The 25649-nt window shown below is 69.2% G+C and carries 24 protein-coding genes; 7 read left to right on the top strand and 17 right to left on the bottom strand.

Features of this window, described 5'->3' with window-relative positions; translation table 11 throughout:
- The first annotated feature begins 62 nt into the window (after positions 1-62).
- Positions 63-1241 carry a DUF4241 domain-containing protein gene (locus tag ACLQ23_RS17475; RefSeq protein WP_157552285.1) on the top strand — a complete coding sequence of 393 codons (1179 nt, stop codon included), beginning with the start codon at positions 63-65 and terminating at the stop codon, positions 1239-1241.
- An 86-nt stretch (positions 1242-1327) separates the two neighbouring features.
- Complete coding sequence (locus tag ACLQ23_RS17470; RefSeq protein ID WP_053652950.1) at positions 1328-2206, top strand: fructosamine kinase family protein; 879 nt, start codon at positions 1328-1330, stop codon at positions 2204-2206.
- Positions 2207-2318: 112 nt separating this feature from the next.
- Here ACLQ23_RS17470 and ACLQ23_RS17465 read toward each other — a convergent pair whose 3' ends face one another.
- Positions 2319-3257 carry an oxidoreductase gene (locus ACLQ23_RS17465; protein WP_425880803.1) on the bottom strand — a complete coding sequence of 313 codons (939 nt, stop codon included), beginning with the start codon at positions 3255-3257 and terminating at the stop codon, positions 2319-2321.
- 153 nt (positions 3258-3410) lie between these two features.
- Here ACLQ23_RS17465 and ACLQ23_RS17460 point away from each other — a divergent pair, with 153 nt between their 5' ends.
- On the top strand, positions 3411-3872 hold the full coding sequence (locus tag ACLQ23_RS17460; RefSeq protein ID WP_425880802.1) for a MerR family transcriptional regulator: 462 nt from the start codon (positions 3411-3413) through the stop codon (positions 3870-3872).
- Here ACLQ23_RS17460 and ACLQ23_RS17455 read toward each other — a convergent pair.
- The 4 genes from ACLQ23_RS17455 to ACLQ23_RS17440 all read right to left on the bottom strand — a co-directional run bounded on the left by ACLQ23_RS17455 (position 3869) and on the right by ACLQ23_RS17440 (position 8127).
- Complete coding sequence (locus tag ACLQ23_RS17455) at positions 3869-5245, bottom strand: AbfB domain-containing protein (RefSeq protein WP_425880801.1); 1377 nt, start codon at positions 5243-5245, stop codon at positions 3869-3871. The two genes, ACLQ23_RS17460 and ACLQ23_RS17455, sit on opposite strands and share 4 nt — an antisense overlap.
- Before the next feature lie 163 nt (positions 5246-5408).
- Positions 5409-6872, bottom strand: a complete 1464-nt coding sequence (locus ACLQ23_RS17450; RefSeq protein WP_425880800.1) for an endo-1,4-beta-xylanase — start codon at positions 6870-6872, stop codon at positions 5409-5411.
- A 293-nt stretch (positions 6873-7165) separates the two neighbouring features.
- Positions 7166-7618, bottom strand: a complete 453-nt coding sequence (locus ACLQ23_RS17445; protein WP_053660672.1) for a hypothetical protein — start codon at positions 7616-7618, stop codon at positions 7166-7168.
- The gene (locus ACLQ23_RS17440; RefSeq protein WP_231640228.1) at positions 7615-8127 is read right to left on the bottom strand and encodes an anthrone oxygenase family protein; all 513 of its coding nucleotides are present in this window, start codon (positions 8125-8127) and stop codon (positions 7615-7617) included. Before ACLQ23_RS17440 ends, ACLQ23_RS17445 begins: the two co-directional genes overlap by 4 nt.
- Before the next feature lie 195 nt (positions 8128-8322).
- Between ACLQ23_RS17440 and ACLQ23_RS17435 the strand changes: the two genes are divergently transcribed.
- Both ACLQ23_RS17435 and ACLQ23_RS17430 read left to right on the top strand, forming a co-directional pair.
- Positions 8323-9471, top strand: a complete 1149-nt coding sequence (locus ACLQ23_RS17435) for a sensor histidine kinase (RefSeq protein WP_157553013.1) — start codon at positions 8323-8325, stop codon at positions 9469-9471.
- Positions 9468-10130, top strand: a complete 663-nt coding sequence (locus tag ACLQ23_RS17430; protein WP_053660674.1) for a response regulator transcription factor — start codon at positions 9468-9470, stop codon at positions 10128-10130. Before ACLQ23_RS17435 ends, ACLQ23_RS17430 begins: the two co-directional genes overlap by 4 nt.
- A 157-nt stretch (positions 10131-10287) precedes the next feature.
- On the opposite strand, the gene ACLQ23_RS17425 is transcribed toward ACLQ23_RS17430, so the two are convergent.
- A complete protein-coding gene (locus tag ACLQ23_RS17425; RefSeq protein WP_231640229.1) occupies positions 10288-11031 on the bottom strand; it encodes an alpha/beta hydrolase in 744 nt (247 codons plus the stop codon).
- Between the two features lie 224 nt (positions 11032-11255).
- On the opposite strand from ACLQ23_RS17425, the gene ACLQ23_RS17420 reads away from it, so the two are divergent.
- On the top strand, positions 11256-11864 hold the full coding sequence (locus ACLQ23_RS17420; protein WP_053660677.1) for a TetR/AcrR family transcriptional regulator: 609 nt from the start codon (positions 11256-11258) through the stop codon (positions 11862-11864).
- 74 nt (positions 11865-11938) lie between these two features.
- Here the strand turns inward: ACLQ23_RS17420 and ACLQ23_RS17415 are convergent, their stop codons facing one another.
- From ACLQ23_RS17415 to ACLQ23_RS17380, 8 genes are all read right to left on the bottom strand, one after another.
- Positions 11939-13378 (bottom strand): dihydrolipoyl dehydrogenase family protein, encoded by a 1440-nt coding sequence (locus tag ACLQ23_RS17415; protein ID WP_053660679.1) that lies wholly within the window; start codon positions 13376-13378, stop codon positions 11939-11941.
- 1 nt (position 13379) lies between these two features.
- Entirely contained in the window at positions 13380-13937 is a 558-nt protein-coding gene (locus tag ACLQ23_RS17410; protein WP_053660681.1) for a hypothetical protein, read from the bottom strand.
- A 58-nt stretch (positions 13938-13995) separates the two neighbouring features.
- Entirely contained in the window at positions 13996-14295 is a 300-nt protein-coding gene (locus ACLQ23_RS17405; RefSeq protein ID WP_053660683.1) for a hypothetical protein, read from the bottom strand.
- 317 nt (positions 14296-14612) lie between these two features.
- The gene (locus tag ACLQ23_RS17400; protein WP_231640230.1) at positions 14613-15716 is read right to left on the bottom strand and encodes a low temperature requirement protein A; all 1104 of its coding nucleotides are present in this window, start codon (positions 15714-15716) and stop codon (positions 14613-14615) included.
- Between the two features lie 200 nt (positions 15717-15916).
- Entirely contained in the window at positions 15917-17365 is a 1449-nt protein-coding gene (locus tag ACLQ23_RS17395) for a multicopper oxidase family protein (RefSeq protein ID WP_053660686.1), read from the bottom strand.
- A gap of 230 nt (positions 17366-17595) precedes the next feature.
- The gene (locus tag ACLQ23_RS17390) at positions 17596-18633 is read right to left on the bottom strand and encodes a hypothetical protein (RefSeq protein WP_053660688.1); all 1038 of its coding nucleotides are present in this window, start codon (positions 18631-18633) and stop codon (positions 17596-17598) included.
- Complete coding sequence (locus ACLQ23_RS17385) at positions 18630-20597, bottom strand: CRTAC1 family protein (RefSeq protein WP_082377713.1); 1968 nt, start codon at positions 20595-20597, stop codon at positions 18630-18632. Before ACLQ23_RS17385 ends, ACLQ23_RS17390 begins: the two co-directional genes overlap by 4 nt.
- Before the next feature lie 373 nt (positions 20598-20970).
- Positions 20971-21609, bottom strand: coding sequence for a MerR family transcriptional regulator (locus ACLQ23_RS17380; RefSeq protein WP_082377714.1), 639 nt, complete (start codon positions 21607-21609; stop codon positions 20971-20973).
- 679 nt (positions 21610-22288) lie between these two features.
- On the opposite strand from ACLQ23_RS17380, the gene ACLQ23_RS17375 reads away from it, so the two are divergent.
- Positions 22289-23089: a helix-turn-helix domain-containing protein gene (locus tag ACLQ23_RS17375; RefSeq protein ID WP_053660694.1), complete on the top strand. Its 801-nt coding sequence runs from the start codon at positions 22289-22291 to the stop codon at positions 23087-23089.
- A 196-nt stretch (positions 23090-23285) separates the two neighbouring features.
- On the opposite strand, the gene ACLQ23_RS17370 is transcribed toward ACLQ23_RS17375, so the two are convergent.
- The 3 genes from ACLQ23_RS17370 to ACLQ23_RS17360 are packed head-to-tail and all read right to left on the bottom strand — an operon-like array spanning position 23286 to position 25647.
- A complete protein-coding gene (locus tag ACLQ23_RS17370; protein ID WP_053660696.1) occupies positions 23286-24644 on the bottom strand; it encodes a cytochrome P450 in 1359 nt (452 codons plus the stop codon).
- The gene (locus ACLQ23_RS17365; RefSeq protein ID WP_053660698.1) at positions 24641-25177 is read right to left on the bottom strand and encodes a flavin reductase family protein; all 537 of its coding nucleotides are present in this window, start codon (positions 25175-25177) and stop codon (positions 24641-24643) included. Before ACLQ23_RS17365 ends, ACLQ23_RS17370 begins: the two co-directional genes overlap by 4 nt.
- Positions 25178-25203: 26 nt before the next feature.
- Positions 25204-25647: an acyl-CoA thioesterase gene (locus ACLQ23_RS17360; protein WP_053660700.1), complete on the bottom strand. Its 444-nt coding sequence runs from the start codon at positions 25645-25647 to the stop codon at positions 25204-25206.
- Between the last annotated feature and the right edge of the window lie 2 nt (positions 25648-25649).

The raw sequence follows: 25649 nt of genomic DNA, 5'->3' as shown, positions 1-25649 counted from the left end.
GGGGTCAGGCGATCGGCCTGGCCCCCACGACGCGGGTCGAGGCGGCAGGTAGGGTCACCGCCGTGCCAGCGAGGCTAGAGGCTGTCTACTGCGACGGGTGGGACGCCGGCGTGGTCAACCCGTTGACGTCGGTCACTGCGAAAGCACGCGACGCGGTGGGCGAACCGTACACCGTCCTGCTGTTGCTCAACGGTCAGCTGTGTGCGGTGATGGACCTGTCCTGGAGCGATGGGTATTGCCGAATCACTCGATTCGACCCCGCTGACAGGCAACTGTCTCGGCACCTGCTGCGCGGCACCGACGAGGGCGACCTGTTCCTGCGCGAAGCCCGCACCTGGGATGGCCCAGCCGACGCAGGCAAGTACGAGTATCCGCACGTTGCGGCCAGGACGACCACGACGTACAGCACCTCCGGAATGCGTACCGACATCGTGGAGCCACGCGGAGACCTGGGTGCCCGGCAGGAGTCCACGTCGGAGCAGCGACCACCACGGCTACCCATCCCGGCTTTTGGCCAATGGAACGAGCTGTTGCGCCTCGCCGGGGAGGCATCCGCCGAGATTGTCGACGCCGTCCAGCACGAACTGCCGGTGCGCGTGGAGACCCGCGCACCGTGGCGACCGCCCCGTCCCCTGCGGCCCGACGGCATTGCGGAGCTGTTCGTCTCCGGCGCCATCGTCGACATCCACGACAAGCGGCTTCACCTGTCGGTTCATCAGGCCGGGGAGCTTCGCCTGACCTCCGGCCGTCTGGTGGCGGCCGACCCCTCGTCGCTGGAGTTCGACGCCGAGCCGTTCACCGTCAGCGTGCCAGCGGGCGCGTACCCGGTCTCGATCAGCCTTGCCACCTTCCTCGACGACCCGGGCCACAGCCGGGTGTGCGCTGCCCGCCTTGACGTCAACGACCGGCCCACCGTGCGGTGGGAACTGGCCTTGCGCGATGGCCAGGAGCCGATCGATCTGGGCCATCGGGAGTTCTTCGGGTTCGGCGTGGACGCTGGCATGGCCTGCTTCGTCGACGCGGACGCCCGCGAGCGGATGAAGGACGTCTGGCTGACCCTCGACGGCCTGATCGATCCCCGGCATCGCACGATTGACTCCGGAGCGATGGTCGTGTGGTCCAGCGGCTGGGGCGACGGTGCCTACCCCACCTGGATCGGCTACGACGCTACCGAGAGCGTTACCTGCTTTGTCGCGGACATGCTGCTGTTCCCCACCGACAACGACGAGGACGACGACTGAGCTGAGAGGGCTCGCGAGCCGACAAACGTCAGCCGTCCCCTAGGATCGGCCGGCAAACGCCCCGGCCCCAAAGGGAGTGCGGCCCGATGGATTCGAAGATCCTGCTGGAACGCCTGCACCGGGCCGGGATGCGCGACGTCGTGGCGGTCGAGCCGGTGACGGGTGGGCTCGCGGCGCTCGCCGGCATAGCCACCCGCCGGGACGCGCCTGCGGTGTTCGTCAAGGCGTTCGCCGACGCACCAGCCGAGGGCGTCTTCGTCACGGAGGCGCACGGGTTGGCCGCCCTGCGCGAGCGCGGCGGCGTGGCGACGCCTGAGGTGATCCTTGCGGGCCGGGACCTGCTGGTGCTGTCGGTGCTGCGGCCGAGGCCGCACGACGAGCACTTCTGGGAACAGTTCGCGCACGCGCTCGCCGGGATGCACCTGAGCACGACCTCCCCGCGCTTCGGCTGGGACCACGACAACTGGCTGGGCCGCCGCCGCCAGATCAACACCTGGGACGACGACGGCTTCGCCTTCTTCGCGCAGCACCGGTTGCTGCGCTGGCTCGGGCAGCCCCGCGTCGACGCGGCACTCGACACAGCGGACCGGGCGGCGCTGGAGCGGCTGTGCCACCGGCTGCCCGACCTGCTCCCCGACCGGCCGGCCTGCCTGACCCACGGTGACCTGTGGGCACAGAACATCCTGGCCACGCCGGACGGGCAGCCCGCGCTTATCGACCCCGCCGTGTCCTACATGTGGGCCGAGGTCGACCTCGCCCACGTCTGGTCCACCGCTCCCCCGCCCGAGGCGCGACGCTTCTTCGACGTGTACGCGGAACTGACCTCGCTCGACAGCGACTGGCGGGCCCGTATGCCGATCGTCCAACTGCGGCAGCACCTCGCCGTGCTGGCGCAGTTCGACGACGACTGGGGCGCGGCCGACCAGATCCGCGCCACCCTCGCCCCGTTCCGTACGCAAACCTGACCGCAGGTGCCCTCGGCTCGGCACTGCCGAACCGCTCGGGCATGGCCTATCAGGGCCGCTCGGGGCATGGACGCGCGGCGCCGCGGGTGTGCGTGGACCGGCAGGGTCAGGCTCAGTGGACGAGGTCGAGGCCGGTCAGGTCGGCCGAGAGCGCCCAGAGGCGGGCCGCCGCACTGCTGTCCGTGGGGTTGCCGCCGCTTTCGGTGGGGTCGCCGCCGACGATGCAACAGTCCGCGCAGTAGTCGCCACCGTTGGCATCGAGGCCGGGTGACGTGGCGGCCCAGACCTGCGTGGCAGCGCCCTGCTCGGCGGTCTTGAACAGGCCCGGCGTCGGGGTGCCGTCGGCGTCGATCCAGCCGGCGGCGACCATCTCCTCGACGGCAAGGTGTCGTTGCAGGGGCGTGAGGATCCAGCCGGGGTTGACCGAGAAGGCGCGGACGCCGTGCGGCTCGCCGAGCAGGTCGAGGTGGCGGGCGAACAGGATGTTCGCGAGCTTCGACTGGGTGTACGCCTCCCACTTGTCGTAGCCGCGCTCGAAGTGCACGTCGTCCCAGCGGATCCGCCACGACGGGTTACGTCCGGAGGCGACCGAGACGACCCGGGCCGTCCGGGCGGCGGTGAGGGCCGGCCACAGCAGGTTCGTGAGCGCGTAGTGGCCGAGGTGGTTGATCGCGAACTGTGCCTCCCAGCCCGGACCGACCCGTGTCTCCGGGCAGGCCATCACCCCGGCGTTAGCGATCAGGATGTCGAGCGTCGGGTGGTCGCGTAGGAACCGGTCGGCGAACGTCCGGACGGACGCCAGGTCGGCGAGGTCGAGTTCGTCGACCTCGACCCCGCCCACGCCGGCCAGCATCCGCTGCGCGTCGTCCGGCCGACGAGCGGGGACGACGACGCGGGCCCCGGCATGGGCGAGAGCACGGGTCGTGGCGCGGCCGAGGCCGGAGTAGCCACCCGTGACGACAGCAGTCCTGCCGGTGAGGTCGATCCCGTCGAGGATGTCTCCAGCCGTGCTGTGGGCGCCGAACATGGTGTGGGTCGTGTCGCTGGTCATGGTCCGGACGCTATGGGCTAGACCAAGGTCTAGGTCAACGCCGATGCCGGGCGGGACTTCTGACGAGCGTGCAGGTGCGCCGAGCGGCAGCGACCGGCGACCGGCGACCGACGACGGACGGTGGGTGGCGGGCGACGGGCTACCGTCGACGCCATGGCGGACGGGGACCTGAGCATCGGGCAGGTGGCGCGGCGCACCGGGTTGAGCGTGCACACTCTGCGGCTCTACGAGCGGGCTGGTCTGCTGGCCGGCGAGGTGCGGCGCGATCGGGCCGGCCGGCGTGTCTACAGTGCCTGGGACGTCGAGTGGCTGATGAACTGCGTGAAGTTCCGGGCCACCGGGATGCCGCTGGCCACGATCAGCCGCCTGGCCCAGCTCGTCCGTGAGGGCAGCGGCAACGAGGCCGAGCGGCTGACGTTGCTGCGCGAGCACCGGCAGCACATCACCGAGCAGCTCGCCCGACTGCACGACTGCCTCGACCTCGTCGACACCAAGGTGGCCAGCTACGAGCGACACCTCGCCGCCGGCGCGACCGGGGATCCTTGGCAACAGCAAACCCGCCCGTGCCGGGGACGCGCCGACACCAGGTCGGTTGACGCCCCCGGCTCGGGCTAGCTGGTGACGCGGAAGGTGGCGTCCGCGCGGCCGGTCGCGTTGGTGATCTGGTCCAGCCGCAACAGGTACTCCCAGTGCCGGATGTAGCGGTCCGGGAAGTTGTACGACTGGAACGACACCGCGCCGGAGTCGGCGAGCCCGGCCACCCGTCGGAAGGTGGCATCGGCGGCGAACTGCGCGGTGCCCTCGTTGCGGGCCAACGAGAAGTCGTAGTCGAAGTGCCGAAGGTAGTAGCCCGGGAAGTTCACCGACTCGAACGAGACATAGCCGCTCGACGCGTTGGCCAGGCCCGGCACGATCCGCCACTGGCCGTCGGCCGCCGGGCTCACGTTCGCGTCGATCCGGGCGTCGTAGCTGGCGTGCCGCACGTAGCGGTCGGCGAAGTTGTACGACTGGAGGCGGTTCACCGGCAGGGTGGGCGTGCCGACACCGACGCTTGTCTGGGTGACCCGCGCGATGGTGCCGTCGCTGTTGTAGTTCAGGTAGTCCATCGCCAGGGACCGCCGGAAGTCGTTGCTGCCCGGCAGCCCGTTGCGGTGGTAGGCGATGTACCAGCGGCCGTTGTACTCCGCGATCGAGTGGTGATTGGTGTTGTTGTTCGTGTAGTCCAGCAGGATCCCGCGGTAGGTGAACGGGCCGAGGGGGTTGCTCGCGGTGGCGTACGCGATCTGGCCAGGCCAGCCGGTCGAGTACGAGAAGTAGTAGACGCCGTTGCGCTTGTGCACGAATCCGGCCTCACCGAACGCGGTGCTGCTGCCCGTACCGGTGATCGTGAGGTTCTGGACGCCACCGGAGGTCGAGATCATGTCGGCGTTGAGCCGGACCACCTTCGGCGCGCGGGCACCACCGAAATACAGGTACGCCTGCCCGTTGTCGTCGACGAAGGCGGCCGGGTCGATCGGTTCCTCGCCGGTGTTGGCGTCGCGTCCACGCTCCACGAGGGAACTGCCGCGGGGATCGCTGAAGCCGCCCGTGGGTGACGTGCTGCGGGCCACGCCGATCTTCGTCCGGTCGACCGGAAGGTACAGGTAGTAGTAGCCGTTGCGCTGCACGGCTGACGGCGCCCAGGCGTACTGCGTCGCCCAGGAGAATCCGCTCACCGAGAAGGGCGCGCCGTGGTCGGTCCAGTCGACGAGGTTGCTCGACGAGTAGACCCGCCAGGCGTTGGAGTCCCAGTAGGTGCCGCTGTTGCCCTGGTCGTCGGTGGCGTAGATGTACACGCGGTTGTTGGCCACGAGCATCGACGGGTCGCCGGCGAACCGGGGCACAATCGGGTTCGCCGCCTGGGCGGGCATGGCGACCAAGGCCGTGGCCACCACGGCGGAGGACGCGATCAGGGACGCGATGACGCGCCAGCGGGCTGTCAGTCTCATGAGGGCGTCGTCTCCTAGAGGGTGGGCGCGACAGGTCGGATGGTGCCGTCGGCGTTGAACCACATCTGGTCGCGGAGTTCCTGCCCACCTTCGCCACGGGGGATGGGCGGCGACGGGACGATCGCCACCCAGCCCACGCGCGTTGGTCGGCCGGGGCGCCGAGCTAACCGATGCGGACCAGTTGCCACTGCTGGTTGTTGCCACCCCAGTCGGCGTACTGGACGATGTTGCCGCCGTCGGCGGTGGACGCGCCCTGCACCTCGATCGCCTTGCCGCTGTTGCGGTTGAGCAGGCGCACGTAGCCGCCGCTGGACTCGGCGATCCGGAACTGCTGGTTGGTGCCGTTGCCGTCGCCCCACTGCACGATCGCCGCACCGTCGGCGGTGGAGAAGTTGTAGACGTCGAGCACCTTGCCGGAGTGCCGGGACTTCAGCCGGTAGTAGCCGCCGCCGGAGTCGACGAACTGCCACTGCTGCCACGCGCCGTCGTTACGGGACCACTGCGTGATCCGTGCGCCGTCGTTCGTGGCACGGTTGTACACGTCCAACGCCCTGCCACTGTTGCGGTTCACCAGCACGTACCAGGCGTTGGTGTCCACAGGGGAGCCCGGCGGAGGTGTGGTGGGGTTGGTGCCCGCGTTGAGGGCGTTGAGGACGGAGTCGTACGCCGCCTTTTTGTTGCCCGACCTGTCGAACAGCAGGGCGTTGTCAGTGCCACGCCACGAGTCGCTGTCCCGTACGCCCCAGACGGTGATGCCGGTGCAGCGGGTGACGGCCAGGCAGGCGCGGGTGACCGCGCCGAAGATGTTGGCCTGGTTGGAGCCGGTCATCACGTCCAACTCGGTGATCTGCACATCAACGCCCAGGTCAGCGAAGCGTTGCAGGTTGGCCTGGTAGTCACCGGCCAACGTCGTACCCAGATGCGACTGGAAACCCACGCAGTCGATCGGCACCCCACGGGACTTGAAGTCCCGCACCATGTTGTAGATACCCGTCGACTTCGCATTGATCCCATCGGTGTTGTAGTCGTTGTAACACAACTTCGCACCCGGATCCGCGGCCCGCGCAGCCCGGAACGCCGCCTCGATCCAGTCGTTACCGGTGCGCTGCAGATTCGAATCCCGCCGCCCACCACTGCCACCATCGGCGAACGCCTCGTTCACCACATCCCAGGCATAAATCTTGCCCCGGTAGTACGAGGCCACCTGCGTCACATGGTTGATCGCCGCGTTACGCAACGCGCTACCCGACAAGCCCTGCGCCCAACCCGGCTGCTGCTGGTGCCACAACAACGCATGACCACGCACACTCATGCCATTGGCCTGCGCGTGACTGACCAGACGATCACCACCGGAATAGCTGAACCGACCCTGCTGCGGCTCGGTGGCATCCCACTTCATCTCATTCTCAGCCACCACACTGTTGAACTCGCGGTTCAGGATCCCGACGTACTGGCTGTCGGAGAGCTTGCCCGTCGCGACGGCCGCACCGAAGTAGCGGCCCTTCTCGGCGGCGGCCTGTTTGAGGGTTGTCCCGGCGCTGGCGGTGGGGGCCATGGCCACCGCCATGCCCGCGGTCAGGGCGACGGCGAGTGTCGCCGTCGACAGCAGAGTTCTCAGGGGTTTCATGTCGTTCCTTCTCACTCTCGGAACCGGTGGTGGTCTGCCAGAGCCGGGCGCGGCGGAACCGGCGCCGAGACGGAGCCCGGATCGTGACGTGACGTCCACATGCCCTGGGGGACGCCGTGCTCGAAGGTGCCAGCGGGCTCGCCCGGTGAGCCACAGCTGCGCCATCCTCGACATCGAGAGTGAGCGATAACATGTTGTTCGTCAAGACGTAATGAATCGCCCCTTGCCTATGCCTTGAAGCTGCGCTCCATCCGAAGCCCCACCATCAACGCCACGGCACCGAACCGTCACTGTTACCGCTCACACACAGAGTGCGAGCGCGGCGGCAGCAGCCGGCTCAGCGCCGCCGCCACCGCCCCGGTCACCACTCCGACGAGCACGCCGGTGACCAGGCTGGAGAACACCGCCGCCACGCGCAGGATCCCTTCCTGCGCCCGGGGATCGACCTCCCCGAGGCTCGGCGCGACTCCGTCGAACGCCTGGTTCCACAGCACCTGGTGGCCGACGGCGAGAAGGACACCGTAGATCCCCCCGATGACCACAACGGTCAGGAACGGACGCGGCGGACGCCGCCACAACACGGCGGCCACCCAACAGATCGACGGTACGACCGCCAGCAGCACTGTGGCGACGCTTCCTTCCTCCACGACGTGCAGGTCGTGCAGGACCACCCGCGGCGCGGCCAGCGCGGCGAGCGCCACCAGAGCAGGCCAGGAAAAGCCGAGGGTACGACGTCCGAGGCTCATCGCTCGACCCGCGCCGGTGCGGTGTCCCTGGTGAAGCGCAGCAGCGCGGTGAACGCCAGCGCGGCAGTCACCGCACCGCCGGCGACGCGCACCCAGTGCCCGGCGACGAACTCCTCGGCGACCTGGCGCAGGTACTCCGGCGAGTGCGTGCCGACCGGGTCGACGAACATGATCTCGTTGCGCGGCCAGAAGAACACCACCGAGAACAGGAACTCGCAGACGATGAAGACCGCTGCCGCAGCGGCGACATACCAGCGCAGCCGGCGGTTGCGCCAGGTGAGGACGGTCGCGGCGAGGCTGGTCAGCACCACCGAGGCGCCCAGCGGCGGGAAGTAGTCACTCGGACCGCCCGCGACCAGGAACTCACGGGCCCGGTCCAGCGACGCGGGTGCGTCGCCGAAGACGTTCGGGTAGAGCATCACGGTCTCGGCGGCGACCCCACCAAAGGACATCATCGCCGTCCAGACGAGCACGATCAGGACGATCCACGTCAGCTTGATACGGGACACAGCAGCACTTCTCCTTGGTTTCCGCCCTCTGCGGGCACGGTCTGTGATGTCGCTGTCGACGCTAGGTCGCCACATGGGGGTCGTCTGCCGCGCAGACGCGCGAGCTGGTGTCGCTTCTCGACGTACGTGCCGGGGCGCGGGATGATGCCTGCGGACGGCAGCGGCCCGGGCCAGCGCCGACCTAGGCTCACAGACGTGCAGGCCACACCACCCACCCGTACCGAATGGCTGCTGGCCGTGGCCATCCTCGGCCTGATCACGGCGGCGGTCGTGACAGATGACGCGTCGGCCGCCCACGCGGTGATCGCCTGCGGTTTCGGGGTCGGGTTGGCCGCACTGCTGCTGGTGGCCCGGCGTTGGCCGGTTCCCGCGCTGCTGGCGACGGCCGCCGGCATCCTCGGCTACTACGCACTGGACCTGCCGCCGGTAGGCGTGGCCGCCCCGGCCGCCGCCATCCTCTACGTGGTCGCGGAACGCGGCCGGGTGGTCCCGGCGGCCGTCGTCGGCGGAAGCCTGCTTGCCGTTTCGGTGGCCGCCCGGCTGGTCGAGGGCGACGACACCTCCGTCGTGATCGGTGCCGGCCTGGGCTCGGAGGCGGCGCTGATGCTCGCCGTCATCGCGCTCGGCGACGCCGTTCGCAACCGGCGTTCGCTGCGCGCGGCGCTGGCCCGGCAGGCGGCAGCGGCGGCCGAGGAGCGCCGACGGGAGGCCGCCCGGGAGGTCGAGGCGGAGCGGATCCGGATCGCCCGGGAGGTGCACGACACCCTCGGACACACGATGTCGGTGATCACCCTCCAGTCCGCGGTGGCGCGGGAGGCGCTCACCGACGCCGAGCCCGAGCAGGTCGACACGGCCCTGGCCGCGATCCAGTCGGTGAGCGGCAGCGCCATGGCCGAACTACGTGCGACGCTGGGTACGCTGCGTCGCGAGCCTGGACCACGCGCACCGGCCCCCGGCTTCGCCCAGCTGGGCACGCTCGTCGACGGCGTCCGCCGCGGCGGGCTCCCGGTCGAGTTGCGCGTCGACGGCCCGGTCGACGCGTTGCCCACGGTTGTGGGCAGCACTGTCTACCGGATCGTGCAGGAGGCGCTGACAAACGTGGTGCGACACGCGCAGGCCACCCGCGTCACTGTGACGATCCGGGCGACGCCCGCCCGACTGTCCGTGGAGATCATCGACGACGGCCGCGGATCCGCCACCGGCGCGGCAGGCGAGCCCGGTGAAGGGCTGCGGGGCATGTCGGAGCGGGTCGCCCTGCTCGGCGGAACCCTCGACGCCGCCGACGTCGCCGGGGGCGGCTTCCGGGTCTCGGTCCGCCTGCCACTGGCCGGGGCAGCCGCATGAGCGACGTACGTGTCGTCCTCGTCGACGACCAGCACCTGGTGCGCACGGGCCTTCGTGCACTGCTGGAGCGCGCCGCCGACATCACAGTGGTCGGTGAGGCGCAGGACGGCGGGGCCGCCGTTGCGGTCACCCGCGACCAGCGGCCCGACGTAGTCCTGATGGACGTTCGGATGCCCGGCGGCGACGGTATCGAGGCCACCCGGCGCATCCGCACCGATCCGACGCTTGCCGACGTCCGGGTGGTCATGCTCACCACCTTCGACGACGACGAGTACCTCTTCGAGGCCATCCGCGCCGGCGCCTCCGGCTTCCTGCTCAAGGACACCCCGCCCGACGCGCTGCGCGACGCCGTCCGCGTGGTGGCCGGCGGGGACGCGCTGCTGTCGCCGGCGGTGACCCGGCGGGTGATCGCCGCGGCGGCCCGCTCCCCCGTTGCGGATCCGACGCGGCTCGCCGGCCTCACCGGACGGGAACGCGACGTCCTCGCCCAGGTCGGCACCGGACGGTCGAACGTCGAGATCGGGGCGGCGCTGCACCTCAGCCCGGACACCGCCCGAACCTACGTGAGTCGCCTCCTGCACAAGCTGAACGCCCGCGACCGCGCCCAACTCGTCGTCATCGCGTACGAGAGCGGGCTTGTCCGCCCGGGTGACAACTGACGCGGAGGCGGGCAGCATTGTCCGCCGCTGTTAATTGCCGACACGCAATCCAACGGTGGCGACCTTGGAAAACACCGTCAGCGGCGCACTCGCCGATTCGTCGGCGAAATGGCGATCACGGGCCCGGCGCTATTCCCGTAATGGCCGGACCGGTCGACTAGCTCGCCGTGGCGCTGGCGGCGGTGTCGATGAGGTCTGCGACGACGCCGGGCTGGGAGACCGCCACCGCGTGCGACGCCTCGACCTCCACCACAGTGGACCCGGCGCGTTCGGCGACGAAGCGCTGAAGGTCCGGCGCGATGGCCTGGTCCTGCTTGGTGATGAGGGTCCAGGACGGGATGGTCTTCCACGCGGCCTTTGTCACGCCGTCCTGTTGGGCGTCCGCCGAGGCCGGTCGCTGCGTGACAGCCATCACCTCGGCGGTCCCGGTGTCCACGTCGGCGGCGAAGACCTCGGGGAACTTGGCCGGATCGACGTACTGGTCCATGCCCGTGCTGCCGTCGGGAAGGGTGAACGGCACGCCCTTGATGGCCTGGAAGAGCTTACTGACGGCGAACTTGGCCCCCAGCGTGGCGACGCTCTCGCCGGTATCCGGGCTGACACTGGCGACGTACACCAGTGCCTTGACCTTGGAGACGCCGTCCGCGGCCTCGGTCATCACCACTCCGCCGTACGAGTGGGCGGCCATGACGACCGGCCCCGACACGGTGTCCAGCACAGAGCGCACGTATGCCGCGTCGTTCTGCACACCGCGCAGCGGGTTGGCGACAGCCAGGACCGGATAACCCCGGCGCTTGAGGTCGGCAATGACGCCGTTCCAACTCGACGATTCGGCGAATGCGCCATGGACCAGAACAATTGTCGGCTTGCCCTGCCCGGACATATCAGAAGCGACGCTCATGTGGCGGTCCTTTCGAGAGGCCCCACTGCCCGGGAACACGGGTCGGCGAGGACGGTCGACGGGCGATTCACCGCAGCACGCACCGGCCCGCATTTCCGGCCCCGGTGCGGCGTAGCCTCCAATATTCAGCACGGATAAGGCTGCTGTCAGCGGGACGCAGAAACGGAGTGGATCATCAACCGTGTAGCGGCTCAGACCGAACGTTCTATCGCTAAGATGGGTGCATGACTCGCGGCGCACCCGAACCCCGGCCCTCCGAGGCGCGGCTCCGGCTCCTGGCCACCGCGACCAGGATCTTCTACGCCGAGGGCATCCACTCCGTCGGTGTCGACCGGATCATCGCGGAGGCGAAGGTGACCCGGGCCACCTTCTACCGGCACTTCCCCAGCAAGGACGACCTCATCCTCGCCTACCTGCGCGAAATCCACGGGATGGAACGCGGCAGGGTCGAGGCGGCTCTCGCGGCCGACCCGTCGCCGGCCGGCGCTCTCCTGGCCATCGCCGGCTCGATCGCTGAGAGCATCCAGTCCTCCGGCTTCCGCGGATGCGCGTTCCTGAATGCCGCAGCGGAGTATCCCGACCCGAACCATCCCGTGCACCAGGAGGTCATCGGCCACCGGCAGTGGTTCCTGGACACGCTCACCGCGCTCATGGCGCAGGTCCACGAGGAAACGGCCGGTCCTGCCGCGCGCCACTTCGTCATGCTCCGCGACGGGGCAATGGCGGCCGGGTGCCTCTTCGATCCCGCGTTGGTGTCGGAGACGTTCCTGCGCGGGGTCGAGGGACTTCTGGACATCAACTCCGAGCGTCAATCGGCGCAGTCACACCGCTAGCCTCCAGGCCACAGCGGGGGCGAGAGCGGCGATGGCCGGCCGTTCGGGACGGCCGGCCATCGGTACGACCCAGGTCAGCGGCCGTACGCCTCCAGCAGGCGCAACCAGACCTCGCTGACCGTCGGGTACGAAGGGACGGCGTGCCACAGTCGGTCCAGCGGAACCTCGCCGACGATGGCGATCGTCGCCGCGTGCAGCAGTTCCGCGACGTCCGGGCCGACGAGGGTGAAGCCCACTATGACGCTGCGGTCCTCGTCGACGACCATCCGGGCGTGCCCCTGATAGCCGTCGGCGTGCAGCGCGGATCCCGCCACGGCCGCCAGGTCGTAGTCGACGACCCGGACCCGCAGCCTGGCGGCCTCGGCGGCGGCTGCGGTCAGCCCCACGGAAGCGACCTCCGGATCGGTGAAGACGACCTGCGGCACGGCGCGCTGGTCGGCGGTGGCGACGTGCCGGCCCCACGGGCCGTCCTCGACCGCTTCGCCCTTGGCCCGTGCCACGATGACGTCGCCCACCGCGCGGGCCTGGTACTTGCCCTGGTGGGTCAGCAGCACGCGCCGGTTGACGTCACCGGCCGCGTACAGCCAGCCGTCGCCGACCAACGCCCCGGCGTCGTCGACGACCCGCAGCGTGTCGTCGACGGTGAGCCAGGCGCCGGGCTTCAGCCCGATCGTGTCCAGGCCGATGTCCTGGGTGTTCGGCGTACGGCCGGCAGCGACAAGGACCTCGTCGGCGTCGACCTGCTCGCCGTCGGTGAGCGTGATGTGCACTGTGCCGGCGTCGTCCCGGCTCACCGACGTGGCCTCGACACCGAGACGTACCGTCACGCCGGCTTCCCGCAGGGACTGCGTGACCCGCTCGCCGACGAACGGCTCCGCCTGTTGCAGCACACCGTCGCGGACCAGCACCGTCACAGTGGATCCGAAACTGGCGTACGCGGTAGCCATCTCCGTGGCCACCACTCCCCCGCCGATGATGGCGAGGCGGCCAGGGACCTCGCTCGCGGATGCCGCCTCACGGCTGGTCCACGGCGTCGCCTCGGTCAGACCGGGGACGTCCGGCACCCGGGCGCCGCTTCCGGTCGCGACGACGACGGCGTGTCGAGCGGTGAGCGAGATCGTGACACCCTCCGCGCCGCTCACCTCGACGACCCGGTCGGAGCTGATCCGTCCGTGGCCGCGATACAGCGCGATCCCCGCGGAGTCGAGCCAGGACACCTGCCCGTCGTCCTTCCAGTTCGAGGCGAAGGAGTCGCGGCGGCGCAGCACGGCGGCCACGTCCAGGTCGCCCGTCACCGCCTCGCGGGCTCCAGGCAGCCGACGTGCCGCCTGGAGCGCGGTCTGACTGCGCAGCAACGCCTTTGTCGGCATGCACGCCCAGTAGGAACACTCACCACCGACCAGTTCCCGCTCGACGATGGCGGCGGTCAGGCCGCCCTGCACGACGCGGTCGGCGACGTTCTCGCCGACCGGCCCCGCGCCGATGACGATGACGTCGTACGTGGCGTTGTCCATGTCAGTTTCCCTTCGCACCGCGGCTGAGGCGGATGGCGGAGATCAGAAAGAAGATGGCGCCGGGGATCGCGTAGCCGACCGCGTTGGTCAGCACCGGGTTGTCCGCGGAGGCGGCGGCGATGAACGACCCGCCGGCGAGAACGGAGATCCCACCACTGATGATCATCGGCCACTGCCCACCCATCTTGCGTCGGCTGACGGCCACGAGCAACTGCACAAGGCCGGCCACAACCGCCCAGGCGCCCCAGACACGCAGGGCCGCCGGGATGCCGGACGTGCCCGCGACGGCCAGGCCGACGGCGGCGAGCAGGCTGATCGCGACGTTCACGTACAACAGGGTGGGTGTTCCGGTGGCCCGGGAGGACCGGGCGTCGACGACGGCGGCGGCCACGTCGAACAGCGGGTAGATGACGAGCAGCGCCACTGTGAGCGGGGTGAGGTCCCTGGCGAGCGGGAACGTCACGGCGGCCCAGACGATGGCGAACGCGAAGCGGCCGAAGTGCAGGCGACGCAGGGCGTCCGCCGTCGTCGAGACGCCGGAAGGGGCAAGGGTGGTCATGTCATCCTCTCGAGATCACTTAACGAACGGCCGTCGACGGGAGTGGCGTGGCACGGGGCTACTCGATCTCCGAGAACAGCCCCGTGATCTCCACCTGAGCGCCTTGGAGCCCGCCGAAGACGGCGCCGGCGGCGGGCGTCGCGACCGCGGCGGACGCGTCGTCGTAGGAGGCGAAGTAGAGGTCGAGCGTCCGGTACGCAGGGGTCGGCGTGCCGTCCTCCTTCGGCCACACCTTTGCCGATTCGACCCGCTGGAGCTTCGGGAACGCCTCCGCGGCCCGACGCACATCGGCGTAGACCTTCTCGAACTCGGCGGGGTTCGCGGGGTTACCAACGATCAGCGTGATCTTGGTGGGCAACGGCCTTCTCCTTCGATGCTTCTCTACGCGGGAGGGAGTGGCACGGCGCCGAGGAGGTGAACTCCCCGCTGCTCAGGACCACACTCGCACTGCCGCCGGAGGCGTAACGAACGTTCTGTCTCGTCGTACGCTACTGGCGCGGAGCACTATCGTCAAGACCGATCGTTCTACCTACTGCGGCGCAGGGACCTCACGCCTCGCTGACGCGCCCCCGGGCGCTTCCCGCCCGATCGGCGAGGCGGGGCGCTCCACCGGCCGTCCCCGGCTCCGCAGGGCGTCGAGCAGCGCGACCAGGGCAAGCACTCCGGCCACCACGCTCAGCCCACCATCCGCTCCGAGCTGGCCAACGCCGGCGTCACCAGCAACAGAGCCACGAAGCCGATCACCTTGGGGTGGGAAACCCGGCCGAAGATCTCGTAATCCAGCCGAATACGAGCGACGAGGAAGAGCATCGGACCGCCCACCACGAAGAGAAGCCAACTGAGCTTCGGCGGCCCGTACGGATGGTCGATGACCAGCTCGTAACCGACCGAGGTGACAAGCACGCTGAGCACGATCACCAGATGCGTCCGCTCCGACGCCGCGCCCAGCCGACCGGGCGTCGTCGCCTGCTCCAATGCCTCGGTCAGCAGCAGACCGGCGCGGTAGAAGTAGATCCGCCAGAGCAGCGCGCTGGTGGCGAAGGCGACAGTGAAGGCGGCGGCCCTTTCCCCGGAGTAGTCATTGCCGCTGAAGACCACGCCGATGACGAGGATCGATTCACCAAGTGCGATGAGGAACATCTGCTGATAACGGTCGGCGAGATGCGTACCGGCGATCCGCCAACGTCCCACCTGTGAGGCCCCGAGCCGCGGCAGGGGCCAGCCGAGGGCCCACGCGAGGTAGTCGACGGCGAGGGCGGCAGCCCAGAGCGACGTGCGAAGGTGTTCCGGGCCCAACGCGCCGGCCAGCCACAGCGGCGCGCTCGCCGTCGACCACGCCGCCAGCCGGAACGGCACCAACCGCCGCGGATGGCCGCGCAGCGCGGCGGCGACCACCAGCGGCCGCACCACCATCACCATCAGGTACGCGGCCGTGAACGGCAGCGCCCGCTCCTCCATCGCGCGTGGCAGCGCCACCGCCATGACCAGGCCGGCGAACATGGTGCCGACCACCACGGCCTGGATGATCGGCTGCTCCGGCTCGTAGCGACTCGTGATCCAGGCGGTGTGCGACCAGATCAGCCAGAGCGCCAGAAACAGCAGCAGGGTACGACCGAACCCGGTGACCAGCGCCCAGCCGGTCTCGTCGTGCAGGCCGGCGAATCGTTGCGAGACCCTACTGAGGGCCACCACGAAGGCCAGATCGAAGAACAGCTCCAGGAACGTCGCGCGGCCCGAACTCGCGGGGGGACGTAGCAGCTCGGCCCGCGCTGCCGCCATCGTCCGCCCCCGCCTACCTCCGTCCGCCCCTTGTCGCACCAACGAGCACGCCGCCGGACAGGTTGCGTCGGCCCTGACGGCGCACAGTCACGCCGCGCCGCATGGGCAGCTAGCCGACGATCCGACAGCGCTTCTGTGGCACGGCAGGCGGCCCGCCACCGCCGCGGCCGTGGCGGGCCCTCCGCACGCGGAGACAGCGCTCAGGAGCCCGGGGGGACGACCTCCATCTGGCCCATCATTCCGAAGGCGGAGTGGTCGAGCATGTGGCAGTGGTAGAGGTAGCGGCCCACGAACCCGTCGAACGTGGCCTGCACGCGGACGGACTCCCCCGGACGTACGTAGATGGTGTCCTTGAACCCCGACTCCCCGGGTGACGGTGGGGCACCGTCGCGGTCCAGCACCCGGAACTGCGCCAGGTGCATGTGGAAGGTGTGTTCCAGATTGAGGCCGGCGTCCCCGTTGACGATCTTCCAGATCTCGGTCGTGCCCCGCGTGATTGTCGTGTCGACCCGTGCCGGATCGAACGCCTTGTCGTTGATCAGGCTCGCGAAGGTGACCGGGTCCACTCGCATCACGAACAGCCGCTCCGCGGTGGCACGCGGCATCGGCGGCAGCGGTCGCAGCTGCGGGGGGACGCGACTCGAGTCGGTGGCACGCCGTACGACGTCGAACCGCACCAGCGGGCCACCGGTGGCGTCGGCCAGGAAGACCTGGTCACCGATTGCGTTACCGGAGAAGTCGATTACCACCTCGGCGCGCTCGGCCGACCCGAGCAGGATCGACGTGCGGGGCACCGGTGCCGGCAGCAGGCCACCGTCTCCGCCGATCTGGAGCAGGGTCGCCCCATTCGCGTGGACCTCGAAGGTCCGGTGGGTTGAGGCGTTGAGCAGGCGCAGCCGATAACGCCGGGCCGCCACCGGGAAGTACGGCTGGTGCCGATTGTTTGCCAGAAGCGTGGTGCGGCTGAACGGATCGGCCTGGTTCCACACGAGCGTGCCGTCCTCGGCGAAGAGCGAGTCACGCAGCGCGATCGGGATGTCGTACTGCCCCGACGGCAGGCGCAGACCGGCCTCGTCCGAGCCCTCGATGAGATAGAAGCCGTAGAGCCCGCGGTAGACGTGCTCGGACTCGGTGTGATGGCTGTGATCGTGGTACCAGAGCGGGGCGCCCGCCTGCTGGTTCGGGTAGTCGTACACCCGCTCCTGTCCGGGCTGGATGAGGTCCATCGGGTGACCGTCGTCCGCGGCGGCGACGTGGCCGCCGTGCAGGTGCACGTTCACCGGCTGGTCCAGCCGGTTGCGGTAGGTGACCCGCACTCGGCGGCCCTGTCGGGCGCGGATGGTGGGGTTCACCGCGTGGCCGCCGTAACTGAGCATCCGGCTGCGCAGCCCAGGAACGATCTCGACGTCGGCGGTGGTGACGTCGAGTCGGTAGTGGTCGGTGGTCGCCGTGACGGCCACCGGCCGCAGAACGGGCGGCACCACCAACGGACGAGTGAACGGCTCGCCGGTGTCCGCCGACGGCACCGGGCGCGACGGGCGGCGGTGGTGGTGCCGGGGATGGCCGCCCGGCGCGGCGACCGCTGGTTCAGTCGTCTCGGCGGTGGGGATCACCAGCGCGACGCCGGTCGCACCCCCCAGCGCCAGCATGGCTCGTCGGTCCACAACGCCCCCGAATCGTCGGTTGCGGTCGACCACCTCCCCGGCCGTCCGCGTCGCGGTTGATGGTGGCACCCCGTCGACGTCGAATCTTCTCCCAGATTGCGCTTCCGGCCTCCGCTGCGGCGCCTCGCGAGCGAGGGTGACGTCGACAGATGCGACGACCGCGCCGGCCCCGGTGGTCCGCCCTAACAGGGCGGTTCCGGAGCCGGCGCGGCGGATCAGCGCGAGGCCGTGGCCAGTGTGGCTGGCACGCCCGGGGAGACAGGTGCCCGCCGGTCACGCCGCCGCTCGGTCCACCAGACGAACCACCAGTAGAGGCCGCGGATCAGACAGACGATGGTGACCGCGAAGAACAGCGTGTAGACGATGTTGAACACCATCAGCACCCCGTAGACGATGCCCACCGACGACCCGAACATGAACTGGTTCTTGAACGAGGTCGGGGTGGTGCCGGGGTCGGTGATCATGTAGTTCGTGAAGAGGACGAACGCCACACCGGTCATCGGGACCAGCGCAGCCCAGAGCGCGACGTCCCAGACGAAGTGTCGAATGAGCGCCTGGATCACGAACGCGCCGACCCAGCCCATGATCAGCGGAACCTTCTTGGTGAGGACCGCGTTGAGCACCGTCCCGGAGGTGATGATCACCAGCGGCACCACGATCCGGATCACGTCCGGCACGTTCTCGGTGAAGTGGTACGGCGGTGCGATGTTCACCCAGGAGAACGCCAGCAGTGTGATGGTGATGCCGAGGTTCGACGGGTTCATGTAGTGCCGCATCCGGCCGCGGATGGGCGCCTGGAGAACCGCCTTCTGTCCGATCGCGACCACCACAGCGAACGCGATGGGCCAGAAGTTGTCATTGGCGTACAGGAGCATGTTCGCCGCGAGCGCGGTGATGTGGGTGGGGAGCAGGAAGGTGTAGAGACCCCACATCCCGTTGCCGCGATAGGCCGGGGCGCGCCTCCGCGACCACGCCACGATGGCCTCGATCCCGATCTCGGCGGCGTAGCCGACGGCCAGCGCCAGGAACGGCCAGGTCCAGGGCTGCTCGAAGCCGAGGACGGTGTAGCCGAGGATGTTGAAGATGCTCATCGAGATGGCGAAGTTGCGCAGCGCGATGTAGCGGGGATCCTTGGGGTCCACCCGGGGCGGGGCGCCACTGGTGGCCTGGGTGGAGCCTGCCGGTGCGGGGGTGGTGGTCGCCGACGCCGGCACCCCGACGGCTGTGGAGCCGGGTTGATAGGTCTGCGTCATGACGGCTTCACCTCCTGAACCTGAGTCGTGAGCATGAGGTCGTGCCAACCCGGGGAGAGTTGCAGCTGCTGGCGGTGCGCGACGCCGTCCAGGTCGCGCCAGCAGATCTCCGCCGAGACCGGCTTTGCGCCGTTCTGGCCGAGGCCGAAGAAGACGTCGAAGCTGCGCTTGCCGGAGTGGCCGCCACCACCGTCGAGCTGACCCACACGGGTGCTCCCGTCGGCGAGCGTGAGCTTCACCTGGGCTCCGTACGCGGGTGTGCCGACCGGTCCGGCGCCGCCGGCGGTGGCGCCGAGCGCGGGACGGTGGAGCCGCAGCCCGAGGAAGTCGCCCCGCTTGTCGCTGGTGTTGCGGTAGTACGCCGGGGGACCCCACTGCCGGGCGATGGCGAAGTCCTGACCGCCGTCACCGTCGACGTCGGCTACCGCGACGCCCCGGGTCGGGATGGGCGCGTCCAGCTTCAGCTCGTGGCTGAGATTGACGAACCGCCCGTTGTCCTCGCGGACCCAGAAGCCGACCGGCTCGGAGCCGGCGATGTCGTCCCCGGGCACCGCCTTGGGCCACATGTCCGGCTCGCGGAGCATCAGGTCGTTGCTCATCGCGAGTTCCTGGAGCCAGTTGAATCGGTTGATCTCGCCCTTGACGAACCCGCTCGCCTGCACGACGGACAGGTTTCCGCTGTTGTCGAAGTCCGCCATCTTGGCGTCCCAACCCCAGCCGATCCAGGCCATGTTGAGCCGGGCCGCCTTGTTCTCGAACGGCGCCCGGCCCGCGGCGAGCTGGGTGCGGGCGTCGGCGGCGTCCTTGGCGGTGTTCTGCCAGACGAAGTTGCTCTCCTCCAGGCCCCAGGAGACGGTGATGTTGCTGACGAACATGTCGAACCGACCGTTACCGGATAGATCGGCGAAGTCGATCGACATGCCCTTGAACGAGTCGTGGCCGACCACAAGCGACTTCGGCGTCGCCGGCCCGCGACTTCCCTCCACGAGGGAGAAGCGGATCTGGCCGGGAGTGGAAACGTTGTGGAACAGTCGGTCGTTGCCGAAGTCGTTGGCCAGGTACAACTCTGGCAGCAGGTCACCGTCCAGGTCGGCGGACGCCGCGCCGAGGGTCCACCCGGTCGCCACCTTCGGGTCCAGGGCGAGCTGCTCCTCGAAGAGGACCGAGTCGGCCGACGCGGACTTCCACCGCAGCAGATGCGCCCCGCCGCCGTTGCGGGCGGTCGACATGGAGTGGTTCATCTCCACGTTGGGCTGACCCTGCGGATTGAGCACCTCGCTGTCCCGGAAGTAGTTGAACACTCCGAGATCCGGGTGGCCGTCACCATCGAAGTCCGCTACCGCCACGGCGTTGGTGTTCCACAACTTGCCGTGGTACTGGCGGTCCGGCGTGGGCTGCTCCGGCACGATCTCCACCGGACGGAAGCTGGCGAGGCTCAGTTCGGCCTGGGTCGCGCGGTTCAGGAAGAGCACGGGCGTCCGGCCCCAGTAGTAGACGACCAGGTCGTTCCACCCGTCGCCGTTGAAGTCACCGGGAACGCAGCCCATCGGCGCCATCGTGGTGCTTGTCGGCAGCGGGGCCGGGTCGAGCACGAACGGCTCGTAGGTGCCGCCGCTGCCCGGGGCGGGGGTCACGATCGCCGCGTCACTGCGGGTGTCGACCAGGCAGAGGTCGTTTGCCACCCCACCGCCGTCGAGGTCGTTGACGGCGACCGCCGCGCCGACCGACGAGACCCACGACTTGATGTGCTCGTACTTGGGGTTGACCTCGCGGACCGTCCGCTCGGGCAGGCCGGGCGGCAGGGCGATCGGCAGCTCGGTGAACCCGAACCGGGACGCCAGGGTGGCACGGTCCGCGGCCGACGCCTCCGGCAGGCGTGCCACCTGGAACAGTGCCGCCAGGAGCACGAGCACGAAGATGGCGGGAGCGAGGCGGCGGAGCTTTTCGACGGGTTTTGTTGGCATCGATTCCCCTTGCTTAGACGGCGTGCGGCACGTCCGGCTTCCGCTGCCCGGTCTCCGACCTGAGGCCTGACGCGCCGGCCGGCCGGGCTACCACCAGGCGGTGCCGTGGGCACGGCACCGCGCCGGCGACGACGCGGCGGATGGACGGGAGTCGGCACTGGATGACCGGGGCGGATCACCGCCACCCTGCCGGAAGTGCCGACGGACGACATCGGGACGAATTGCGGTCCTGACGCTGGTTATCCTCGGGCCCGGCCACTCGGCATGTCTTCTCGATAATTGCTCTGCAAACCTCGGTAACGGCTGTTTCGCAATTCTGGAGAAACGTTTTCGGTCGTGACGGCCCGTCGGCCGGACCGAGCTGGTGCGCCGTTCAGCGCTCGGGAGAGTCGCCCTGGTCTGCCTGGCGGGCGGCGAGGCGGTGCTCGTAGGCCATGCGCCTCATCACCGCGAAGGCCACCTCGAGCAGCACGGTGCGGGCGACGACAGTCGCGGCCGTGGACTCCGGAGGCACGTTCTCGGTGCTGCGAGCGAGGCGTTCGGCGGCCTCGGCGTACGGTACGAACGCCTCCGCCCCGCAGGAGCAGCCGAGCCCTTGGAGGGCTGCGAGAACCTGGGCGAGGGTGTCGCGCTCCCGGGCGTCGGCGGAGATCTGCCAGCCGACGGTGTCGATGAACTGATCGGCCTGCTCCCGAGCGGTGCGCAGCGACCGCGCCTCCGCGTCCGGCAGCGGGTGTTGCGGCAGCAGACGGTCGTTGACGACCCGGGCCAGATCCTGCGGGGACAGGCAGTTGGCATCGATCGCCACAAGCACCTCCCGCACCGAGGCGAGGCTCATCATCCCGATCCCGGTGAGCAGGCGGATCAGCCGAAGCCGGACAAGGTGCGACTCGTCGTACTCGGCCTGGTTGCGGGCTGTGGGCGTGCCAGGCGGAAGGAGCCGCTCACGGAGGTAGAACTTGATGGTTGCCACGGAGACACCGCTCTGCCTGCTGAGATTCGAGATTTTCATCGAACTCCATCAGTTGTTCAGCGATGACCTTGGCTCATGTTGCCACACCCTACCTGGGAGCGACAGGGCTGCCGAAGCGTCGCCCTCCCGACAGCATCCGAGGGGAATTCCGGACACTTGACCAGTAGCGGCATCATTCGCCTTTAACCCAAGGTCGCTGCACTAGCACTGTGCGTAACTGCCGCGAAATGCCTGCTCAACGGGCACGGCACGCCACCTCAACGGAAGTTGCACGCAGTCGCCAAGAAGATCGAGCGTCACGCTCCGTAGAAATTACCGGATAGTGGAAATTGCCAACTTCTCCTTTCTGAATGATTGCTCTCTTTGCCTGCTGCGCACCCCCACCAGGAGGACGTTTTCCCAGCTCAGAAGGGACTCGGGCGGTCCGGCACCCACGCGCGGCCAGTCCCGCCTGCGGGTGTCCCGGATGAGCTATTGCCGCCGAGGGCCTTCGCAACTAACATCAATTTCCGTCACTCGGCGCTACGACGGGGGGAAGAACGTGCGCGTGGCGTTTCAAGGACCACCCACGCGCCGCACTTCATCCCCAGGGAATAGGGCCAGCAATCCGGCAATTCGTCAGTGGATCCCCGCTGGAATTGCACGGGCTGCGTTCGCCACTGGCTCGCCTTATCCCCCGCCGTTGACACAGACCTTTAACTGGGGAGGTACAGAGGTCATGGACAAATCTGCAGAAAAAGCCGTCGAGCGCGTCATCGCCGCCATGCACGACAACCTCGGTGAACAACTCACAATCGACGACATGGCCCGCGTCGCGATGTTCAGCAAGTTCCACTTCTCGCGAATCTTCCAGCGGGTGACCGGGGTGTCCCCCGGCAGGTTCCTGTCGGCCCTTCGACTCGAACAGGCAAAGGAACTGCTGACCTCCACATCATTCAACGTGTCGGACATCAGCCTCCGGGTGGGTTACACAAGCGTCGGCACGTTCAGCTCCCGGTTCACCCGAAGCGTGGGGCTCTCCCCGACCACCTATCGCCGGATGCGGGGCATCGCGCCCCAGATCCAGCCCGAGACCGACCTCGACCCGACGAAGACCACAGGCGTCGTCCGGGGCACCGTGACCCCCGCCGACGCGGACCGACCCGGCCTCACATTCATCGGCCTGTTCCACGAACGCATACCGGAGGGCCGACCGGTGAGCTGCACGGTGCTGGACGAACCGGGTGGGTTCCTGCTCGACAAGGTGCCGCCAGGATCGTGGTACCTGCTCGCCCACTCCGTCGAGGAAAGCGCCGAGCAGGCCGTCGAGGCGGTGTCGTTGCGCGGCGTGGGCCTGGCCGCGGGCACGGTCGGCCCGATCAGCATCGGGCATTCGACGGTCATCGAGAACGCCGACCTCGCCCTGCGACCGATGCGCTCCCTCGACCCGCCCGTGCTGCTCGCCCTGCTCGACGTACGCAAGACGGCCCTCGCACGGGCCGGTCGGACGCTGCCGGAGCGGTACCCCCTGGCGGCCTGACCACCCGCCGGCGCCCTGTGGGCCGGCCACCGGTTCTCCGGTGGCCGGCCACACGCGTGTCTACCCCACACGGCGGTCGAGCTGGGCCGAAAGCTGGCTGAATGCCCGCAGCGGTACCCGAGGGTCCAACGGGCGCGACGGGCGGACAACGACGTGGCCGGCGCCCGTAGGCGCCGGCCACGTGCGGGTCCAACCGTCAGTGCACCGGTCGGACCGTCATCGGCAGGCCGCCCCGCACCCGCAGGGACAGCATCGGCTCGGCTGTCACCGGGTAACCCGGCTTCAGGACCAGGTCCAACTCGCGCACCAGCATCGCGATGACGAAGGTCGCCTCCATCATCCCGAGGTGATTACCCACGCAGAACCGGGGCCCGGCGCCGAACGGTATGTAGGCGTACCGGGGCCGGTCGGTCGGCCGATCCGGGTCGAAGCGGTCCGGGTCGAACCGCTCCGGCTCGTCCCACAGATCAGGGTGCCGATGCAGGGTGTACGGGCTGATCAGCACATCCGATCCGGCGGGCACGTGGTAGCCGTTGACCTCGTCGTCCTTCAGCGCGAGGCGGGGCAGCAACCACACCGGCGGGTACAGCCGCATAGCCTCCTCCACCACCGATGTCGTGTAGGGAAGACGGTGCAGGTCCTCGTACGTGGGCGGCCGGTCACCGAGCGCGGACGTCACCTCGGCCCGCAACCTCTCACGGACCTCGGGGTGCTTGTCGACGAGGTAGAGCGTCCAGCTCAACGTGCTGGCCGTCGTCTCGTGCCCGGCCAGCATCAGCGTGACCAGCTCGTCACGCAGCCGCTGCCGCCCGACCCGCCGGTCCTCCTCGGCCGCCGTGGACACGACGAGCCGGGACAGCACGTCGTCACGCCCGTCGCCGGCGGGGTCGCGATCGGCCACGAGCCGGTCCACGACCCGCTCCAGGTCCCGACGGGCACGCCGAAACCGCACCTGTCGCGGTAGGGGAATCCACGTGGGAACGGCACTCAGCGTCTCCAGCTCGAACATCGCCTGATCCTGCACCGCGGCGAAGGACGCACCCACCGACCCGAAGGCACTGGCGTCCGCGTCCAGCAGAGCCCGGCCCAGCACCCCGAGGGTCAACCCGGTCATCTCCTGGACCACGTCCACCGGCCCCTGCCCCGCGTACCGACGCAGACGCTCGACGAGCAGCGCCCCCTCCTCGGCGATCACCGGCGCCATGGCGGCGACGCGACGGCTCTGGAACGTCGGTTGGATGACGCGACGCTGCTTGCGCCAGAGCTCACCCTCACTGGTGAGCAGGCCGTCGCCGAGCGCCCGCTTGGCGTGTCGCAGGCCGACGCCCTTGTGGTAATTGGCGCTGTTGTCGGCAAGCACGTGCTTGGCGTGGTCAGGATGGTTGAACAGGTAGAGGGTGATCGGCCCGACCGGCAGCCGGACGGCGTCGCCGTACTGTGCCGCGGCGGTGGTGAGCATGCTGAGCCGGTCCCGCCGCATCGCCGCGAGCAGACGCAACGTCGCGGTCCGGGGTGGCCCCGGCGGTACGCGCCGGCGTATCTGGTCGAGAGTCATATCGCCACATCGCTTCGCTTGGGTTCGACCTGCCGGAAGCCGCCGTTGACGAACAGCAGCGCGTCGTTCTCGAGACTGCGGTCCATCGACAGCAGCTCCCCCAGGAAGATGCTGTGGTCGCCCCCCTCGTACGTCCGCCGCAACTCACACTCGAAGTGGGCGAGCGCCCCGCTGATCAGCGGGGCGCCCGTCTGGGGTCCGGGCAGCCAGTCGACGCTGGCGAACTGCTCCCGGCCCAGCGGCCGACGGCGGTCGGCGAAGTAGCGCGCCACGGCCTCCTGCTCGGCGGCCAGCACCGAGACGGCGAAGACGCCGGCGCGGGACAGCACCTGGTGCATGACCGCCTCCCGACCCACGCAGATCAGCACCAGCGGCGGTTCGAGAGACACGGTGGCGAACGAGTTGGCTGTCATCCCGTGCGGGGTGGCGCCGCCGACCGTCACCACCGTGACGCCGGTGGCGAACGCCCCGAAGGCCCGCCGGAGCAGTTTCGCGTCGGTCACCTGAGCGGGCGGCCTGGCATGAATATCCATGAGCGCCTCCTATCGGCTCGGACGCCTCACCCGCGGACGGGTGCGCGTTGGTACGGCTCGAGTGCGCGGGCGAGTGCCTCCGGCACCCGGGCCGGAAGGGTTCGAGTGTTCGGGCCGCGCATGCAGGCCACGCGTTGACTGCCGCGGGCGATAAGCGTCTCCGTGCCGTCGGCGTCGAGCCGGACGTAGTCGAAACCGAACTCGATCTGCGTCTGCGCCAGCTCGACCAGGCGCATCCGGATGGCGAGGTCGTCGAAAGCGGTGATCTCGGCGAAGAACTCGCAGTCCACCCGGAGGGTGAACAGCTTGAGATCGTCCTGAAGGTCGGCCAGGATCGCCGGGGCCCGCTCCCGCAGGAACATCTCCCGGCACCGTCCCTGCCAGCGCAGGTAGTTGACGTAGTAGACGTTCCCGACGATGTTCGTCTCCTCGAACCCGACGGTGTGCCGGATCTCGTAGTAGCTCTCCACGG

Origin of the sequence: Micromonospora sp. DT41 (assembly GCF_049841715.1) — a bacterium.
Taxonomy (GTDB): domain Bacteria; phylum Actinomycetota; class Actinomycetes; order Mycobacteriales; family Micromonosporaceae; genus Micromonospora; species Micromonospora profundi.
The sequence above is the reverse complement of the archived record's forward strand: the minus strand, read 5'-3'. Positions and strand labels throughout refer to the sequence as shown.

Coding starts and splice junctions, on each gene's coding strand:
- ACLQ23_RS17375 (WP_053660694.1), top strand. CDS start 22,289: ATGGACAAATCTGCAGAAAAAGCCGTCGAGCGCGTCATCGCCGCCATG.
- ACLQ23_RS17420 (WP_053660677.1), top strand. CDS start 11,256: ATGACTCGCGGCGCACCCGAACCCCGGCCCTCCGAGGCGCGGCTCCGG.
- ACLQ23_RS17415 (WP_053660679.1), bottom strand. CDS start 13,378: ATGGACAACGCCACGTACGACGTCATCGTCATCGGCGCGGGGCCGGTC.
- ACLQ23_RS17445 (WP_053660672.1), bottom strand. CDS start 7,618: ATGAGCCTCGGACGTCGTACCCTCGGCTTTTCCTGGCCTGCTCTGGTG.
- ACLQ23_RS17370 (WP_053660696.1), bottom strand. CDS start 24,644: ATGACTCTCGACCAGATACGCCGGCGCGTACCGCCGGGGCCACCCCGG.
- ACLQ23_RS17425 (WP_231640229.1), bottom strand. CDS start 11,031: ATGAGCGTCGCTTCTGATATGTCCGGGCAGGGCAAGCCGACAATTGTT.
- ACLQ23_RS17470 (WP_053652950.1), top strand. CDS start 1,328: ATGGATTCGAAGATCCTGCTGGAACGCCTGCACCGGGCCGGGATGCGC.
- ACLQ23_RS17385 (WP_082377713.1), bottom strand. CDS start 20,597: ATGCCAACAAAACCCGTCGAAAAGCTCCGCCGCCTCGCTCCCGCCATC.
- ACLQ23_RS17465 (WP_425880803.1), bottom strand. CDS start 3,257: ATGACCAGCGACACGACCCACACCATGTTCGGCGCCCACAGCACGGCT.
- ACLQ23_RS17390 (WP_053660688.1), bottom strand. CDS start 18,633: ATGACGCAGACCTATCAACCCGGCTCCACAGCCGTCGGGGTGCCGGCG.
- ACLQ23_RS17365 (WP_053660698.1), bottom strand. CDS start 25,177: ATGGATATTCATGCCAGGCCGCCCGCTCAGGTGACCGACGCGAAACTG.
- ACLQ23_RS17450 (WP_425880800.1), bottom strand. CDS start 6,872: ATGAAACCCCTGAGAACTCTGCTGTCGACGGCGACACTCGCCGTCGCC.
- ACLQ23_RS17380 (WP_082377714.1), bottom strand. CDS start 21,609: ATGAAAATCTCGAATCTCAGCAGGCAGAGCGGTGTCTCCGTGGCAACC.
- ACLQ23_RS17395 (WP_053660686.1), bottom strand. CDS start 17,365: ATGCTGGCGCTGGGGGGTGCGACCGGCGTCGCGCTGGTGATCCCCACC.
- ACLQ23_RS17410 (WP_053660681.1), bottom strand. CDS start 13,937: ATGACCACCCTTGCCCCTTCCGGCGTCTCGACGACGGCGGACGCCCTG.
- ACLQ23_RS17430 (WP_053660674.1), top strand. CDS start 9,468: ATGAGCGACGTACGTGTCGTCCTCGTCGACGACCAGCACCTGGTGCGC.
- ACLQ23_RS17400 (WP_231640230.1), bottom strand. CDS start 15,716: ATGGCGGCAGCGCGGGCCGAGCTGCTACGTCCCCCCGCGAGTTCGGGC.
- ACLQ23_RS17455 (WP_425880801.1), bottom strand. CDS start 5,245: ATGAGACTGACAGCCCGCTGGCGCGTCATCGCGTCCCTGATCGCGTCC.
- ACLQ23_RS17460 (WP_425880802.1), top strand. CDS start 3,411: ATGGCGGACGGGGACCTGAGCATCGGGCAGGTGGCGCGGCGCACCGGG.